Raw genomic sequence first — 15,349 nt, 5'->3', positions numbered from 1 at the left:
CCAGCTATATTTCAGCGATTCGTTTAGAAGTCATAAACATACCAACGCTGCCGCTTGTCTGATGGTCGATGCCCTTGACCATCGCACCCCCTAAAAAACATTGGGTGCACAAACGGAGACATCCCTTAAAGGGGATGTGTAATAGCATGACTTTTTCTAAAGAAACGAAACTCGAGTCCACGGACTCAAAACACGCTGAAAGTGCTTTTCAGTCTTTTGCCCTCGCGGCACCACTTCTCAAGAACGTTGCTGAATTAGGCTTTACTCACGCAACCCCAGTTCAAGCTCAGGTTATTCCTGCAGCATTGACCGGCGTTGATTTGTTAGTAAGCAGCCAAACCGGTAGCGGCAAGACGGCAGCATTTTTACTGCCTTTGATTAACCAACTCATCGAGAGTAATCCGAATAGCTCACCAGTACCAGGTCGCGCACAACCTAAAGTGTTGGTGCTCTGCCCTACTCGGGAATTAGCGCAACAGGTTACTGCTGATGCCGTAAACCTCGTGCGCGGCTTCAAAGGAATCCGCATTGCCACCGTAATGGGTGGTATGCCTTATGGAAAACAAATTCAGGCCCTAAAAGGTGCATTGCTAGTTGTTGCTACCCCAGGTCGTTTGCTCGACTTGTGCGACAGCAAAGCCATTCGCCTCGATGATGTAAAACAACTCGTCATTGATGAAGCAGATCGTATGCTTGATATGGGATTTGCCGATGATCTTGAAGCGATTGATAAACGTTGTGCCGGTCGCAACCAAACTTTGATGTTCTCTGCAACTTTTGCACCAAAGATTATGTCTTTGGCCAACGAGTTGACCACAAATGCTCAGCGTATTGAACTTGCTCATGCAGGTGAAAAGCACGCCAATATCGAACAGAAGTTGCATTGGGCTGACAGCATGTCACATAAACATAAATTACTTGAGCATATTTTGGCTGATGCCACATTAGATCAAGCAGTTGTGTTTGCAAGCACTCAAATTGAAAGTGAAAAAATTGCTGACACTTTACGTGCTAATGGCTATGAAGCAAGCGCTCTCCACGGCGCGATGCCTCAGGCTGTGCGGATGCGTCGCTTAGAGTCTTTGCGCAAAGGTCATACCAAGATTTTGGTAGCAACCGATGTAGCAGCTCGCGGTATTGATGTACCCCGTATCACCCATGTGATTAACTTTGGCTTGCCAATGAAACCAGAAGACTATACACACCGTATCGGTCGTACTGGTCGCGCTGGTCGTAGCGGTGTTGCAATTACCCTGGTTGAGCATCGCGATCGTGCCAAGATCCGTAATATTGAGCGTTTTACACAGCAAGATATTGCAGCCTCAGTCATCTTAGGTCTTGAGCCACAAGCCAAACCTAGCTTTGGTGGCGGCGGCGGTCGACCTGGTGGAGGCGGTGGTGGCCGCGGACGCCCTGGTGGTGGCGGCGGTGGTCGCTCAGGCGGTGGTGGCCGTTATGGTTCTGGTGCACGCTCTGAGGCGCGCTCAAGCGGCCAATCGGATTCTCGTTCTGCAGACTCACGTCCAAGTAACGGCAACCGATTTGCTGACTCACGTCCTGCACGCTCTGGCGATTCACGTCCAGCTGGTCCCCGCTTTGCCAAAGCAAAGTCTGGCGGTCAACGTAAGAATTTTAGCGGTAGCTAAAAATGCTTCGCCAGCGTCGCCTCCTTTCTGAATGGAATCGAGTCGATTCTGGTGAAGTTCATCTTGCGCCTCGCAGATGGCAAGCATGGCTTAGTAACACTGGCTCACTAACTCATAAAATCGAAGAGCATATTGCTCAGAGACTCGAAGTTCGGGTTCTGCGTGATAGCCGTCAAATCTTAAATAGCGACGAAAGTCGCTATTTTCATTTGCGTCCAAGACGTTGTCGTATCCGGGAAGTCTTACTATGCCAGGGGGAGACCCCTTTAGTCATAGCCCGGAGCATCATACCTACTAGTAGCGCTCAAGGTAGCAATCAGAGCATATTACGCCTAGGTAACAAACCGCTTGGTGCTGTTCTCTTTGCCAAGATGCCGAATGCATCCAAACGCAAATTCTTGCGAGAGATCACCTATTTATCTAAAAGCGATCCTTTATGGCGACATTTTCAGAAGCTGTACCCCTCGCTACCATCAAAATTATGGGCAAGACGAACGATCTATCAATTGAAAGGCAAACCAATCTTAGTTTGCGAAGTCTTTCTACCTGCGCTGTTAGGTGATCGCTAACTAGCGAGCCAAGCAATACTCGCTCGAATCAAAGCTTCATCGCCAGGCTCAGACATCATGACCTTGGAGAAGCCTGCAGCTCTAGCGGCATCGGCAATATTGTCATGAGGGCAAAGTGCATTGGCATCGCTCAAGCTTTGCCGAAATTGATCTTCAATCACATTACCTAAATACCGAACTGCTTCTGAAGAAGTGAAGATCCATAGTGATTCATCAAATTTCATCTCATGAATCGGTAGCCATGCAGGGTTATCAATGGCAAGCGGTATGCGGCTATAGACCGATATCGCTTCTACTGTTGCGCCTGCAGCCTCAAGGGTTTCAGCTAGCCAATCCCGACCGCCCTCGCCTTTGAAAATCACCACTTTTTTGCTGGACCAATCCCAAGCAAGTGATTGCAACTCCTGCCATAGCCCCTCTGAATCCCATTGCGCATTTTGCTCAGGTATCAGAATCGGTGTAGGGGTCTCCTCTGAGCCAATTCCATGATGTCGCAAAGCTAAGGCACTACTGCCACCCATGACACCGATAGGAACAATCTGCTGTGCTAAATCTTGCCATGCGCACTCAATTAATCGTAAGGTGCATTCAATTGCATTCGGACTTACAAAGATCGCAAGGTCGGCATCTTGCATGGCACTGAATACTTGATTACTCAGCTGATCATCCGTCTTAGGGATAATCGTCAATAAAGGCAGTGACAGAATTTGCGGTGACTGAGGAGTGACATGCTTCGATAAGGCTGCCCCCAGCAACTCTATTAAGTGACGCGCTTGACCAACTGGCCTCGTGATGACAATGGTTTTTGTATTCACTTTGATTGTCAGGGTTTTACTTGGGTAATAAAGCGGCCGCACCTTGAGATATGAGATCTTGAGCTACTACTAAGCCCAATGCCTCGGCCTCGGCCACAGTTTGCACTGGTGCATTCACAACCGCTCTACAGACAGTTTTGCCATCAACGCTCGCTACAAATGAACGAATTTGCATTTGCTGATTCTCAAAGACAGCATGTGCTGCAAGGGGCACCTCACAAGACCCGCCCAATTGACGAGATACCATCCGTTCGCTAGAAACTGCCAGCAAAGTGGGTAAATCACTTAAGGGTGCCAACCATTGCTTGATCTGAGGGTGACTCGCAAGGGTCTCAATTCCTAAGGCACCCTGGCCTGCTGCCGGGGTGTAGATATCAGCTGGTAGATATATCCGAATCCGATGCTCTAGGCCAAGACGTTTTAAACCGGCCGCCGCCAAAATAATGGCTTGGTACTCGCCTCGATCTAACTTACCTAAGCGAGTATCTAAATTGCCTCGCAAGGGTTCGATCACCAGATGGGGAAAGCGGGCGCGCAAAATGGATTCACGGCGCAGACTGGACGTCCCTACCACCGCACCCTCGGGCAAGTCTTCTAAACCTTCAAAATCATTGGATACGAAAGCATCTCTCGCATCCTCACGAGCCATCACACAAGCAAGCTCGAAACCTTGCGGCATCACCATGGGCATATCTTTTAAGGAGTGCACCGCCAAGTCTGCTCGGCCATCTTCTAAAGCGGCTTCCAGCTCTTTGACAAAAAGACCTTTACCGCCAACCTTGGAGAGCGCCTTGTCCAAAATCTGGTCGCCCTTGGTGGTCATGCCCAAAATGGTGATTTCACAGTCGGGGTAGCGCTTTTTGAGGTAATCTCGGACGTATTCTGCCTGCCACATGGCCAGGCGACTTTCACGAGAGGCTATGACCAAACGGCTGGGCTGAGAAGAAGAATGAGGGGTTTGGGACATCACATTTAAAATAATTAAAGACCTACAGCAATATACTGTGTTTATGAGCTCAACTAAAAATTCTCTCGCCAACAAAGCCCAAGCTTGGTCGGCCCGTTTTAATGAACCCGTCTCCGAACTGGTGCAGCGGTATACCGCCTCGATTGGCTTTGACCAGCGCTTCGCTTTGGTCGATATTGCGGGCTCCCTCGCCCATGCTGAAATGTTGGCAAAGCAAAAGATTATTAGCACCCAAGATCTGGCTGATATCCAAAAGGGTATGGCTCAGATCAAAGCAGAGATTGAGGCCGGCCAATTCAATTGGCAGCTTGCTTTAGAAGATGTCCATCTCAATATTGAAGCTCGCCTCACTGAATTGATTGGTGATGCTGGCAAACGTTTACATACTGGTCGCTCACGCAATGACCAAGTTGCTACCGACTTGCGTCTCTGGCTGCGGGCCAGCGTAGATGAAATTAATGCTTCATTAACCCTCTTCCGTTCTGCGTTTTTGAACTTAGCGGAGCAGCATGCGGGCACCATCATGCCTGGGCACACTCATCTGCAAGTAGCACAACCCATTACATTTGGTCATCACTTGATGGCCTATTACGAGATGTTTACGCGTGATGCTGGCCGCCTAGCGGATTTACGGGCGCGTTTGAACCGCCTACCCCTAGGTGCAGCAGCATTAGCCGGGACTACTTATCCAATCGATCGCGAGCAGGTAGCGCACGCTCTAGGCTTTGATGGTATTTGCAATAACTCGCTGGATGCTGTTTCAGACAGAGACTTCGCAATTGAGTTTTGTGCCTTTGCATCCATTTTCATGATGCATATCTCTCGCTTATCTGAAGAGCTTGTGCTCTGGCTGAGTCCACGCTTTGGCTTCATTGATTTGCCCGACCGCTTTTGCACGGGTAGCTCGATCATGCCGCAAAAGAAAAATCCTGATGTCCCTGAATTAGCGCGCGGCAAGACTGGTCGAGTGTACGGCGATCTCATCTCCCTACTCACTTTGATGAAGAGCCAGCCCTTGGCTTACAACAAAGATAACCAAGAGGATAAAGAGCCATTATTTGATGCGGTGGATACCGTGCAAGATACTCTGCGCATCTTTGCTGACATGGTTCCCCATATTGAAGTGAAGGCAGAGGTCATGAAAGCGGCTGCTGAAGAAGGCTTTGCGACTGCCACCGACTTGGCTGATTACTTAGTCAAAAAAGGTTTGGCTTTCCGTGATGCGCACGAAGCTGTAGCGCATGCAGTCAAAGCCTGCGTTGGCAGAAATTGCATGTTGACTGACCTCAGTCTGGCTGAGTTGCGCTTTGCCTGTGGCCTAGATAGTCGTCCAGAGCTTTTGGGTGACGATGTCTTTGCGCTACTAACAGTTGAAGGTTCTGTGCAATCCCGTCAACACGCTGGTGGCACCGCTCCTGAGCAAGTACTGCGCGCAATCAAGCAGGCGCGTAGTAATCTAAAGTAGTTTGCTCTTTACGCTCTGACGCAATCAACGTAGTACTCAGTGCGTCCGTTCGCTTCGGTTTTGACTAAGCCATGGATATCAGTCTCAAAGCCAGGGAACTTCTCGTTGAAATCACGTGCAAAGTAGAGATAGTCAACAATGCGTTTATTAAAACGCTCGCCCGGAATCAGCAAAGGAATGCCTGGTGGATAAGGCGTCACTAGCATGGCAGTAATTCTGCCCTCGAGCTTGTCGACAGGTACACGATCTACTTCACGGTGCGCCATTTTGGCCCAAGCTTCCGCTGGCAACATCGCAGGCACCATGTCTGAGGTATACATCTCGGTAGTCATGCGCGCTACATCACGACTCTTATAGAACTCATGAATCTGCTGACAGATATCTTTTAAACCAACCCGCTCATAGCGAGGATGCTTGGCTACAAATTCAGGAAGCACCTTCCAGAGCGGCATGTTCTTATCAAAATGATCTTTGAATTGCTGTAACTCGGTCACGAGCGTATTCCAGCGACCCTTGGTGATGCCAATGGTGAACATGATGAAGAAGGAATATAAACCGCACTTCTCTACAATCACGCCGTGCTCAGCCAAGTACTTGGTAACGATGCTCGCTGGGATACCCATCTCACCAAACTTGCCATCAATATCCAAGCCGGGCGTCACAATCGTGGCCTTGATCGGATCAAGCATGTTGAAATCTTGAGCTAATTTACCAAAGTCATGCCACGGTGCATTCGGCTCTAGCACCCAATCCGAACGCTCGCCGATACCTTCTTCAGCAATATGATCAGGACCCCAAACCTGGAACCACCAATCGGCGCCAAACTGATCATCGACTTCACGCATGGCACGACGGAAGTCCATTGCCTCTGCAATCGACTCTTCCACCAAAGTAGTTCCGCCTGGGGATTCCATCATGGCTGCTGATACATCGCAAGAAGCAATGATCGAGTACTGTGGGCTAGTCGAGGTATGCATTAAATAAGACTCATTAAAGCAGTCGCGATCCAATTTACGCTCTTCAGCGTCTTGCACTAATACTTGTGAAGCTTGTGATAAGCCTGCTAATAATTTGTGAGTCGATTGGGTAGCAAACATCAAACTCTTTTTAGTCCGCTTTTGCTCTGAGCTAATCGCATGCATGTCTTTGTAGAAAGGATGGAATGCTGCATGGGGCAACCAAGCTTCATCGAAATGCAAAGAATCCACTTTGCCATCGAGCATCTCTTTAATCATTTCGACGTTATAAATAATGCCGTCGTATGTACTCTGCGTTAAGGTCATCACACGAGGAATGACTTTCTTATCCTTAATAAAGGGATTGGCATCAATCTTCTTCTGAATATTGGCCCACTCGAACTCTTCTTTAGGGATTGGCCCAATAATACCGAGATGATTGCGGGTTGGCATCAAGAAGACCGGAATCGCGCCCATCATCGTGATCGAATGAATCACGGACTTATGGCAGTTGCGGTCTACTAGGACCACATCGCCCGGCGCAACGGTGGAGTGCCAAACAATCTTGTTTGAAGTCGAAGTACCGTTAGTCACAAAGAATAAATGGTCGGCATTGAAGATACGTGCTGCATTACGCTCACTCGCTAAGACTGGCCCAGTGTGATCAAGCAACTGACCTAGCTCTTCAACCGCATTGCAAACGTCAGCGCGGAGCATATTCTCACCAAAGAACTGATGGAACATTCTGCCAACAGGACTCTTTAAAAAGGCAACGCCACCTGAGTGCCCTGGGCAATGCCAGGAATACGAGCCTTCTGAGGCGTAATGCGTGAGGGCCTTAAAGAATGGGGGCGACAAGGAATCCAAGTAGACCTTCGCTTCCCGAATGATATGGCGCGCGACAAACTCAGGGGTGTCTTCATTCATATGAATGAAGCCATGCAGCTCACGCAGAATATCGTTAGGCATATGGCGAGAAGTACTGGTCTCACCATAGAGGAAGATGGGAATATCTTCATTGCGCTTACGTACTTCGGCAATAAAGGCGCGCAGATTATTCAGCGCGGGTAAATCATTGTCTTCAGAATCCGATACAAACTCTTCATCATCAATTGATACGATGAAAGTCGATGCACGCGAAGCCTGTTGAGCAAAAGAAGTTAAGTCGCCATAACTGGTTAAACCAATGACTTCCATCCCCTCAGTTTCAATCGCTTCAGCCAAATCGCGGATACCCGAGCCAGAGATATTCTCAGCACGAAAGTCTTCATCGATGATGATGATAGGAAAACGGAATTTCATGAGGACCCTTTAGGTTCGCAAGCGATTAGAGAATGAGGATGGATTAGGTCTTGGGCAGCGTAACGCCGCTTTGACCTTGATATTTACCGCCGCGGTCTTTGTAAGAGGTACCGCAGACTTCATCACTTTCAAAGAATAAAACTTGAGCGCAACCCTCACCAGCATAAATTTTGGCTGGCAATGGGGTGGTGTTAGAAAACTCCAGCGTCACATAACCTTCCCACTCAGGCTCGAATGGCGTTACGTTCACAATAATTCCGCAGCGAGCGTAAGTACTTTTACCAACGCAAATGGTTAGGACATTGCGAGGAATCTTGAAAAACTCTACTGTTCTTGCTAAAGCAAAGGAGTTCGGAGGAATGATACAAACATCACCCTTGAAATCGACAAAGGATTGTTCATCAAAGTTCTTAGGGTCAACGATCGTGCTGTTGATGTTGGTAAAAATCTTGAACTCATTCGCGCAACGAATGTCGTAGCCATAGCTTGAAGTGCCATAACTCACGATTTTTTGGCCGGCAGCATCTTGGCGAACTTGTCCGGGTTCAAATGGGCTGATCATGCCTTGTGCGCCCATGCGGCGGATCCAGTGGTCTGATTTAATAGTCATGGCGGGATTGTAAAACCTTCGTAAGTCATTTCCCACCCTTTTGGGCGGCTTTTGTCCCTGTCTTAGGCGACTTTGCTCAATACCACCCGCTCCGGGGCGTTATAGATCTCAAAGTGCTTGCCAGAACAGCGGCCCAGGAGGGTTAGATTGGTTTTGCGAGCCACCTCTAGCCCCATTAAGGTCATGCCTGAACGGGTCATCAGAAAAGGAATGCCCATCTGCGCACCTTTGATCACCATCTCCGAGGTGAGGCGTCCGGTTGTGAAAAAGATCAGATCTTTGCCAGGCTTGTCCTCAAGCCATAGCAGTCCAGAAATAGAGTCAACGGCGTTATGGCGCCCCACATCCTCAATGAAATGGAGTAAGCGAACCTGATTGGGGCCAGCGCGCTCAAAGACTGCACAGGCGTGGACTGAGCCGGATTGCTTGTAGATCGTATCGTGGTTCCGAATTGTGTCGATGAGGGCCACAATTGCCTCTTGGCTCAAGCTAGGGCCATCGGGTAGTCGGGTTGCTTCAACCTCCTCTACTAGCCCCCCAAACATCGTCCCTTGTCCGCAGCCAGTGGTGACCACCCGTTTACTCGTCAGAGCATCAATATCAACAGAGCACCGGCGGGTTTTGACGGCTGCTGAATCAGTCTCCCAGTCCACCTGAATACTCTCAATATCAGCGATCGACTCCACCAAGCGTTGATTGCGTAGATAGCCCAAAACCAGGGCTTCAGGCGCGCTTCCTAAGGTCATCAGGGTCACGATCTCGCGCTTATCAAGATAGATAGTCAAGGGCCGCTCGCCAGGGATAAAGGTGGTTTTTAGGCGCCCTGCTTCATCCACAATCTGGACCTCGTGCACCAGCGGCACGCAAGCATTGGACATCTGAATAGGGCTTGATTCAGCCATAAAACACCTTCTCTATTGGGTAAACAATCGGGCTTAACTTTAACCGCAGACTAAAATTACTGCAGAACCATCAGCCTAAGCCAGCATAATCGTATATTCATTCTTATTTGATCAAGCCTGTTTTGCATGAGTAGCCTTCCGCGTCGCCTTCTTGTTACCTCAGCCCTGCCATATGCCAATGGTCAGATTCATATTGGCCATTTGGTGGAATACGTTCAAACCGATATCTGGGTCCGCTTCCAGAGAATGCGGGGGCATGAAGTCCATTACGTAGGGGCTGATGATACCCATGGCACTCCCATCATGCTGCGCGCTGAAAAAGAAGGGCTCACCCCCAAAGAATTGATTGCCAATGTTTGGAAAGAGCATAAGCGAGACTTCGATGATTTCTTAATCTCGTTTGATAACTACTACACCACCGATAGTCCTGAGAACGAAAAACTCTCGCAAAGTATTTATCTCAAACTGCGTGATGCCGGTCTGATTGAGAAACGTGCGATCGAGCAAGCTTATGATCCCGTCAAAGAAATGTTTCTGCCTGATCGCTTCATCAAGGGCGAATGTCCCAAGTGTGGCGCTAAAGATCAGTATGGTGATTCTTGCGAAAAGTGTGGCGCAACCTATTCCCCTGTTGATTTAGAAAACCCTTACTCCGTTGTGAGCGGTGCTACACCAATTAAAAAGATTTCTGATCACTACTTCTTCAAACTGTCTGACCCTCGTTGTGAGAATTTCTTGCGCGATTGGACTCAAGTCAAGACCCCGCTACAAAGCGAAGCGCGCAACAAAATGAAAGAGTGGGTTGGCGAAGCGGGCGATAGCAAACTGGGTGACTGGGATATCTCACGCGATGCGCCTTACTTTGGTTTTGAGATTCCGGATGCCCCTGGTAAGTATTTCTATGTCTGGCTTGATGCCCCAATTGGCTATTACGCCAGCTTCCTCAATTACTGTGAACAAAAGGGCCTAAATTTCGAGGAATGGGTTAAGCCCGACACAACTACTGAGCAGTACCATTTCATCGGAAAAGATATTCTGTATTTTCATACTCTCTTTTGGCCAGCCACATTGCACTTTGCTGGCTACCGCACGCCTACGAATGTTTTTGCCCATGGCTTCTTAACTGTCGATGGTGAAAAGATGAGTAAATCCCGTGGCACTCTGATTTCTGCGCACAGCGTCATTGAATCCGGCTTCAATCCCGAATGGTTCCGTTATTACTTTGCGACTAAGCTCAATGACAGCATGGAAGATTTGGATCTGAACTTGCAAGACTTTATTGCTAGAGTGAATAGCGACTTGCTGGGTAAGTACATCAATATTGCAAGTCGTAGCGCAGGCTTCTTGGTGAAACGATTTGCTGGAGTGGTGTCCGATGAGGCGATGAATGACCCTCTGCTCAAGGAGATTAGAGGAGCGAGCGAAAAAATTGCTGCTCTTTATGAAGGTCGTGAATTTGCTAAAGCTTTACGAAGTGTCATGGAGCTAGCGGATAAAGTGAATGCCTTTGTCGATGAGAACAAGCCTTGGGAAATTGCCAAAAATCCAGAACGCGAAGCAGATCTGCAACGCGTCTGTAGCGTGACTTTAGAAGCATTTCGGGCGCTGAGTTTATATCTCAAACCGGTCTTGCCTAAGGTCGCGGAAGGCGTGGAAACTTTTTTATCTCTCAAGCCAATGCATTGGGAGGACATCAATACCCCTTTGAGTAGTCAACACCCAATCCAAGCTTATCAACACCTCATGACTCGGGTCGAGCCCACTCAAATTGATAGCCTCTTGGCAGCAAATCTCTAGAAGTCGGAAATTGGTCGAGAACGACTAAAAATCGTTAATAATGGTGTTTGTGTGGTCAAAAATCTTTGGCCAATAAAAGTTTAAGTTATTGATTTGATTGAGAATTTAGGAATTACTATGGCCCGATACGAGTCTGATTTCACCAAGTTTTTAAATGAAATGAAAACTGAGAAACCCAATCTTGAAGCAGACCAGCAAGAGGGTCGCGCCCTACTATGGGATCAAGAACCCCAGAGCGTGGAAGATATGCGCCGCGCCAAAGCAGCGAAATTGAAACAGCGCGCTTACGTATATTCGAATGACTGAACCTAGCGCAGCACCCCTATCGGAATTACTGGATAGCACCCCTGCGGTGACTGATGGGATGTCAGAGGCGTTTGCCAAGCTGTACGGCGAACCGCTATTCAAACTCCCAACCGATCTTTATATTCCACCGGATGCCTTGGAAGTTTTCTTAGAGGCGTTTGAAGGCCCGCTGGATTTATTGCTCTACTTAATTCGTAAACAGAACTTCAATGTGCTCGATATTCCAATGGCGCAGGTTACGCAACAGTATCTGAGCTACATCGACCAAATTCGCCATCACAATCTTGAGCTCGCTGCTGAGTATTTATTAATGGCAGCCATGTTGATTGAAATTAAATCCCGCATGCTGTTGCCCATGAAGAAGGCTGATAGCGAGGAAGAGGTAGAAGATCCACGCGCAGAGCTTGTGCGTCGCCTGCTTGAATACGAGCGTATGAAGCTTGCTGCTCAAGAGCTCGATCAAATCCCGCAACAGGGTCGTGATTTCCAGATCGCGCATGGCCATGTCGATACTACCGTCGCAGTCACCTGGCCTGAAGTCAACCTAGAAGATCTACAAATGGCTTGGCGCGATGTTCTGCACCGCGCCAAACTCAATCAACATCACACTATTACTCGCGAGGAATTATCCGTGCGTGATTTCATGACGCGGATTTTGCGTCGCCTGCAAAATACCCGTTTTGTAGAATTCAGCGAGCTCTTTGAAGATGCTATTGCATCCGGCAAAGGTGTACCTGTCGTGATCGTGAACTTTATTGCCATGCTTGAACTCTCACGTGAAGCCTTAATTGAGATCACTCAAGCTGAGCCCTACGCCCCTATCTACGTGCGCTTAGCCTATACCCCCAGCGCATGAAAATCATTAGCGATATTGGAGAGCTGCGCGACCACTTGCGCGGTCAGAACCGCGCCTCCTTTGTGCCCACCATGGGCAATCTCCATGAGGGTCATTTATCCCTCATGCGCTTAGCTCGCCAACACGGTGATCCGGTAGTAGCCAGCATCTTTGTGAATCGCCTGCAATTTGGTCCCAATGAGGATTTTGATAGCTACCCAAGGACGATGCAGGCCGATATTGAGAAGTTAGAAAAGGAAGGTGTCTATGTTTTGTTTGCTCCTACTGAAAAAGATCTCTATCCCCAGCCACAAGAGTACCGAGTAGAACCCCCAAATCAACTAGGCAATATTCTCGAAGGAGAATTCAGGCCCGGCTTCTTCCAAGGTGTTTGTACAGTGGTGCTTAAACTTTTTTCTTGCGTCCAACCGAAGGTCGCAGTATTTGGGAAGAAGGACTATCAGCAACTCATGATCATTCGCCAAATGGCAAAACAATTTGCGCTACCAGTAGATATTGTTCCTGCAGAAACTATTCGCGCCGAAGACGGTCTTGCCCTCTCCTCACGCAATACTTATCTATCAATCGATGAGCGTCGTGAAGCGCCTGAGTTACAAAAACTCCTTCAACAAGTACGCGAGCAAGTGATTGGGCTTAAACAACAGAGCCCAGAAGAGCTAAAAAAGATTGAAGCTGGCGCGCTTGAGACCCTTACAAAAAGAGGCTGGCGGCCGGACTACATTGCCATTCGCCTGCAAAGTGACTTAGCCACTCCTAGCAATACTGCGCTTGATGCCAAAGAGTCTTTAGTTATTCTGACTGCGGCCAAGCTTGGCAAAACTCGCCTAATCGATAATCTCGAAATCTAAACCCTTTGAATTACAACTCGAAGAATTGTCCAACTGCAAGATGAAGTTCTTGAGCAAGTTCGGCGCCCGTCACCTTACCTGCAGCGCCCTTTGCTCTGAGCACCTCAATTTGGCCGCCATGGCAAGCTACTGAGAATGAGTTCAAGCTAATCTCAGTGATTTCACCAGGCTTACCTTTGACTGAAGCAAAAGTTGGAGCGATATGTTTATGAGCATCGTAGATCTGCACTTTTTGCTCACCAAACCTTGTCCAGGCTCCCGGCGCAGGATTGCAAGCCCTAATGAGGTTATAGGTTTGATTGATATGGGTTGCCCAATGAATCTTGGCCGCATTTGCGTCAAACCAACCTTCATAGTTAGCCTGGGATTCATCTTGAATAACTTCTTGATGTTTGCCAGCCATAACAAGATCAGCAGCCTCTAGTAATGCGCTAAGGCCTAATGGGAAAAGATGATCAAAGTAGATTTGACCCAAAGTATCGTTTGGTCCAATTGCTACTTCTTTTTGCAAAATGACTGCGCCTTCATCTAAACCATCAGAGGGACGGAAAATGGTTAAGCCCGTTTTCTCTTCGCCCAACGCAATCGCCCAATTGATGGCGCTGGGACCACGGTACTTTGGCAATAAAGATGGGTGATATTGAATCGTGCCGTGCTTCGGAATTTTGACAAGCTCCTGAGGTACAAACTGCAAAACATAGGCCATGACACAGATATCCGCATTGCTATCGATCATGGCTTGAGCGGCCTCTGGGCTTTTCAAAGAAGCAAACTGCAAAGGAGTGAGGCCTCTCGCTAGAGCGGCCTCTTTCAATGCCTCTGGTTTACTCACCTTAGGATTATCTGGTGGACAAAAGACTGCAACCAGCTCATCGCCTCGATCTAAAAAAGCCTCTAATGCAGCCTTACCAAAATCTGCACTTCCAATTAAAGCAACACGCATCAGATAACCTTGTCGTGACGAAGTTCGATTAACTCATCAGTGCTATAGCCAAGCTCACTTAAAATTTCATCGGTATGCTCACCCAATAATGGAGAACGGGTTACTTCAGTTTCGCTATCCGACAACTTAATCGGGTTGCCCACTGTTAAGTACTTGCCACGCACAGGATGATCCACTTCAACTACCGTGCCTGTTTCACGTAAAGAAGGCTCTTCCGCCAACTCTTTCATGGACAGAATCGGGCCGCAAGGAACATCGTATTTATTCAAGATATCCATGGCTTCAAACTTGGTCTTCGTCATGGTCCATTGCTCAATGCCTGCAAAGATATCCATCAGATGGGGCAAACGTGCTGCAGGAGATGCAAATTTGGGATCCGTAATCCAATCCTCACGGCCAATCACTTTGCAAATTGCTTCCCACACAGGAGCTTGAACCACCACATAGATATAAGAGTTCGGATCGGTTTCCCAACCTTTACATTTCAGAATCCAGCCCGGTTGTCCGCCACCAGAAGCGTTACCAGCACGCGGCACAGCGTCGCCAAACTGTCCATTAGGGTATTGTGGGTACTCACGCATTTCACCATTGCGCTCTAAGCGTTGTTGATCACGTAATTTGACGCGGCAGAGATTGAGAACAGCATCTTGCATTGCTGCCAATACTTTTTGACCGCGACCCGTTTGGGTACGTTGATACAAAGCAGTCACAATGCCAAGCGCCAAATGAAGCCCTGTACCACTATCACCAATCTGTGCGCCGGTCACCATAGGAGGGCCATCATCAAATCCAGTTGTGGATGCAGAGCCGCCAGCACATTGCGCTACGTTCTCATAGACTTTGCAGTCTTCATAGGGCCCTGGGCCAAAGCCTTTAACAGATGCCATGATCATGCGTGGATTGAGCTCCTGAATGCGCTCCCAAGAAAAACCCATGCGGTCTAAGGCGCCTGGTGCAAAATTTTCTACCAATACGTCACACTCTTTAATTAAGCGCTCCAGAATTTCTTTGCCCTTTTGGGTTTTGGTATTGACCGTGATCGATCGCTTGTTGTGATTGAGCATCGTGAAATACAAACTGTCCACATCGGGAATGTCGCGTAACTGACCACGGGTCGCATCACCCTCACCCGATTTTTCCACCTTGATCACATCAGCACCAAACCACGCCAACAATTGAGTGCAGGTTGGGCCGGATTGAACGTGCGTAAAGTCGAGGATTTTGACCCCGTCTAATGCTTTTGCCATGATTAAAGTCCTAGGAAGATTGAAATTTTGAATTATTTCAATTTTACCAGTGAGAAATCAGGGTAAAAATAATTGCCTAATTTTTAGGCAGGGAGAACCCTTAGACGTAAAAAAGGCGCC

General features: G+C 48.2%; 14 protein-coding genes. 7 read left to right on the top strand and 7 right to left on the bottom strand.

The window, feature by feature from the left end:
- Positions 1-146: 146 nt before the first annotated feature.
- Positions 147-1,646: a DEAD/DEAH box helicase gene (locus AOC06_RS02505; RefSeq protein WP_215380965.1), complete on the top strand. Its 1,500-nt coding sequence runs from the start codon at positions 147-149 to the stop codon at positions 1,644-1,646.
- 2 nt (positions 1,647-1,648) lie between these two features.
- Positions 1,649-2,215 (top strand): chorismate--pyruvate lyase family protein, encoded by a 567-nt coding sequence (locus AOC06_RS02500; protein ID WP_215380963.1) that lies wholly within the window; start codon positions 1,649-1,651, stop codon positions 2,213-2,215.
- On the opposite strand, the gene AOC06_RS02495 is transcribed toward AOC06_RS02500, so the two are convergent.
- The gene (locus tag AOC06_RS02495) at positions 2,212-3,030 is read right to left on the bottom strand and encodes a uroporphyrinogen-III synthase (protein WP_215380961.1); all 819 of its coding nucleotides are present in this window, start codon (positions 3,028-3,030) and stop codon (positions 2,212-2,214) included. The genes AOC06_RS02500 and AOC06_RS02495 overlap by 4 nt on opposite strands.
- A gap of 16 nt (positions 3,031-3,046) precedes the next feature.
- Entirely contained in the window at positions 3,047-3,997 is a 951-nt protein-coding gene (hemC, locus tag AOC06_RS02490) for a hydroxymethylbilane synthase (protein ID WP_215380960.1), read from the bottom strand.
- 43 nt (positions 3,998-4,040) lie between these two features.
- Here hemC and argH point away from each other — a divergent pair, with 43 nt between their 5' ends.
- On the top strand, positions 4,041-5,462 hold the full coding sequence (argH, locus tag AOC06_RS02485) for an argininosuccinate lyase (protein ID WP_215380958.1): 1,422 nt from the start codon (positions 4,041-4,043) through the stop codon (positions 5,460-5,462).
- An 8-nt stretch (positions 5,463-5,470) separates the two neighbouring features.
- Here the strand turns inward: argH and AOC06_RS02480 are convergent, their stop codons facing one another.
- From AOC06_RS02480 to AOC06_RS02470, 3 genes are all read right to left on the bottom strand, one after another.
- Complete coding sequence (locus AOC06_RS02480; protein ID WP_215380956.1) at positions 5,471-7,720, bottom strand: arginine/lysine/ornithine decarboxylase; 2,250 nt, start codon at positions 7,718-7,720, stop codon at positions 5,471-5,473.
- A 43-nt stretch (positions 7,721-7,763) separates the two neighbouring features.
- Positions 7,764-8,330: a dCTP deaminase gene (dcd, locus tag AOC06_RS02475; protein ID WP_215380954.1), complete on the bottom strand. Its 567-nt coding sequence runs from the start codon at positions 8,328-8,330 to the stop codon at positions 7,764-7,766.
- Between the two features lie 62 nt (positions 8,331-8,392).
- On the bottom strand, positions 8,393-9,232 hold the full coding sequence (locus AOC06_RS02470; RefSeq protein ID WP_215380951.1) for a formate dehydrogenase accessory sulfurtransferase FdhD: 840 nt from the start codon (positions 9,230-9,232) through the stop codon (positions 8,393-8,395).
- Between the two features lie 126 nt (positions 9,233-9,358).
- On the opposite strand from AOC06_RS02470, the gene metG reads away from it, so the two are divergent.
- From metG to panC, 4 genes are all read left to right on the top strand, one after another.
- Positions 9,359-11,029, top strand: coding sequence for a methionine--tRNA ligase (gene metG / locus AOC06_RS02465; RefSeq protein WP_215380948.1), 1,671 nt, complete (start codon positions 9,359-9,361; stop codon positions 11,027-11,029).
- Between the two features lie 117 nt (positions 11,030-11,146).
- Positions 11,147-11,335 carry a DUF3460 family protein gene (locus tag AOC06_RS02460; RefSeq protein WP_215380946.1) on the top strand — a complete coding sequence of 63 codons (189 nt, stop codon included), beginning with the start codon at positions 11,147-11,149 and terminating at the stop codon, positions 11,333-11,335.
- Positions 11,328-12,191, top strand: coding sequence for a segregation and condensation protein A (locus AOC06_RS02455; RefSeq protein WP_215352590.1), 864 nt, complete (start codon positions 11,328-11,330; stop codon positions 12,189-12,191). The genes AOC06_RS02460 and AOC06_RS02455 overlap by 8 nt, the downstream gene beginning before the upstream one ends.
- The gene (gene panC / locus AOC06_RS02450) at positions 12,188-13,039 is read left to right on the top strand and encodes a pantoate--beta-alanine ligase (protein WP_215380943.1); all 852 of its coding nucleotides are present in this window, start codon (positions 12,188-12,190) and stop codon (positions 13,037-13,039) included. The genes AOC06_RS02455 and panC overlap by 4 nt, the downstream gene beginning before the upstream one ends.
- A gap of 10 nt (positions 13,040-13,049) precedes the next feature.
- Here panC and AOC06_RS02445 read toward each other — a convergent pair whose 3' ends face one another.
- Positions 13,050-13,982: a methionyl-tRNA formyltransferase gene (locus AOC06_RS02445; RefSeq protein WP_215380941.1), complete on the bottom strand. Its 933-nt coding sequence runs from the start codon at positions 13,980-13,982 to the stop codon at positions 13,050-13,052.
- Positions 13,982-15,229 (bottom strand): formyl-CoA transferase, encoded by a 1,248-nt coding sequence (gene frc / locus AOC06_RS02440; RefSeq protein ID WP_215380938.1) that lies wholly within the window; start codon positions 15,227-15,229, stop codon positions 13,982-13,984. Before frc ends, AOC06_RS02445 begins: the two co-directional genes overlap by 1 nt.
- Between the last annotated feature and the right edge of the window lie 120 nt (positions 15,230-15,349).

The sequence above is a fragment of the Polynucleobacter paludilacus genome (genome assembly GCF_018687595.1).
GTDB lineage: Bacteria > Pseudomonadota > Gammaproteobacteria > Burkholderiales > Burkholderiaceae > Polynucleobacter > Polynucleobacter paludilacus.
The sequence above is the reverse complement of the archived record's forward strand: the minus strand, read 5'-3'. Positions and strand labels throughout refer to the sequence as shown.

Excerpts from the sequence above, each read along its gene's own strand:
- frc (WP_215380938.1), bottom strand. The coding sequence starts at position 15,229 with ATGGCAAAAGCATTAGACGGGGTCAAAATCCTCGACTTTACGCACGTT.
- AOC06_RS02455 (WP_215352590.1), top strand. The coding sequence starts at position 11,328 with ATGACTGAACCTAGCGCAGCACCCCTATCGGAATTACTGGATAGCACC.
- hemC (WP_215380960.1), bottom strand. The coding sequence starts at position 3,997 with ATGTCCCAAACCCCTCATTCTTCTTCTCAGCCCAGCCGTTTGGTCATA.
- AOC06_RS02445 (WP_215380941.1), bottom strand. The coding sequence starts at position 13,982 with ATGCGTGTTGCTTTAATTGGAAGTGCAGATTTTGGTAAGGCTGCATTA.
- argH (WP_215380958.1), top strand. The coding sequence starts at position 4,041 with ATGAGCTCAACTAAAAATTCTCTCGCCAACAAAGCCCAAGCTTGGTCG.
- AOC06_RS02500 (WP_215380963.1), top strand. The coding sequence starts at position 1,649 with ATGCTTCGCCAGCGTCGCCTCCTTTCTGAATGGAATCGAGTCGATTCT.
- panC (WP_215380943.1), top strand. The coding sequence starts at position 12,188 with ATGAAAATCATTAGCGATATTGGAGAGCTGCGCGACCACTTGCGCGGT.
- metG (WP_215380948.1), top strand. The coding sequence starts at position 9,359 with ATGAGTAGCCTTCCGCGTCGCCTTCTTGTTACCTCAGCCCTGCCATAT.
- AOC06_RS02480 (WP_215380956.1), bottom strand. The coding sequence starts at position 7,720 with ATGAAATTCCGTTTTCCTATCATCATCATCGATGAAGACTTTCGTGCT.
- AOC06_RS02460 (WP_215380946.1), top strand. The coding sequence starts at position 11,147 with ATGGCCCGATACGAGTCTGATTTCACCAAGTTTTTAAATGAAATGAAA.
- AOC06_RS02470 (WP_215380951.1), bottom strand. The coding sequence starts at position 9,232 with ATGGCTGAATCAAGCCCTATTCAGATGTCCAATGCTTGCGTGCCGCTG.
- dcd (WP_215380954.1), bottom strand. The coding sequence starts at position 8,330 with ATGACTATTAAATCAGACCACTGGATCCGCCGCATGGGCGCACAAGGC.
- AOC06_RS02505 (WP_215380965.1), top strand. The coding sequence starts at position 147 with ATGACTTTTTCTAAAGAAACGAAACTCGAGTCCACGGACTCAAAACAC.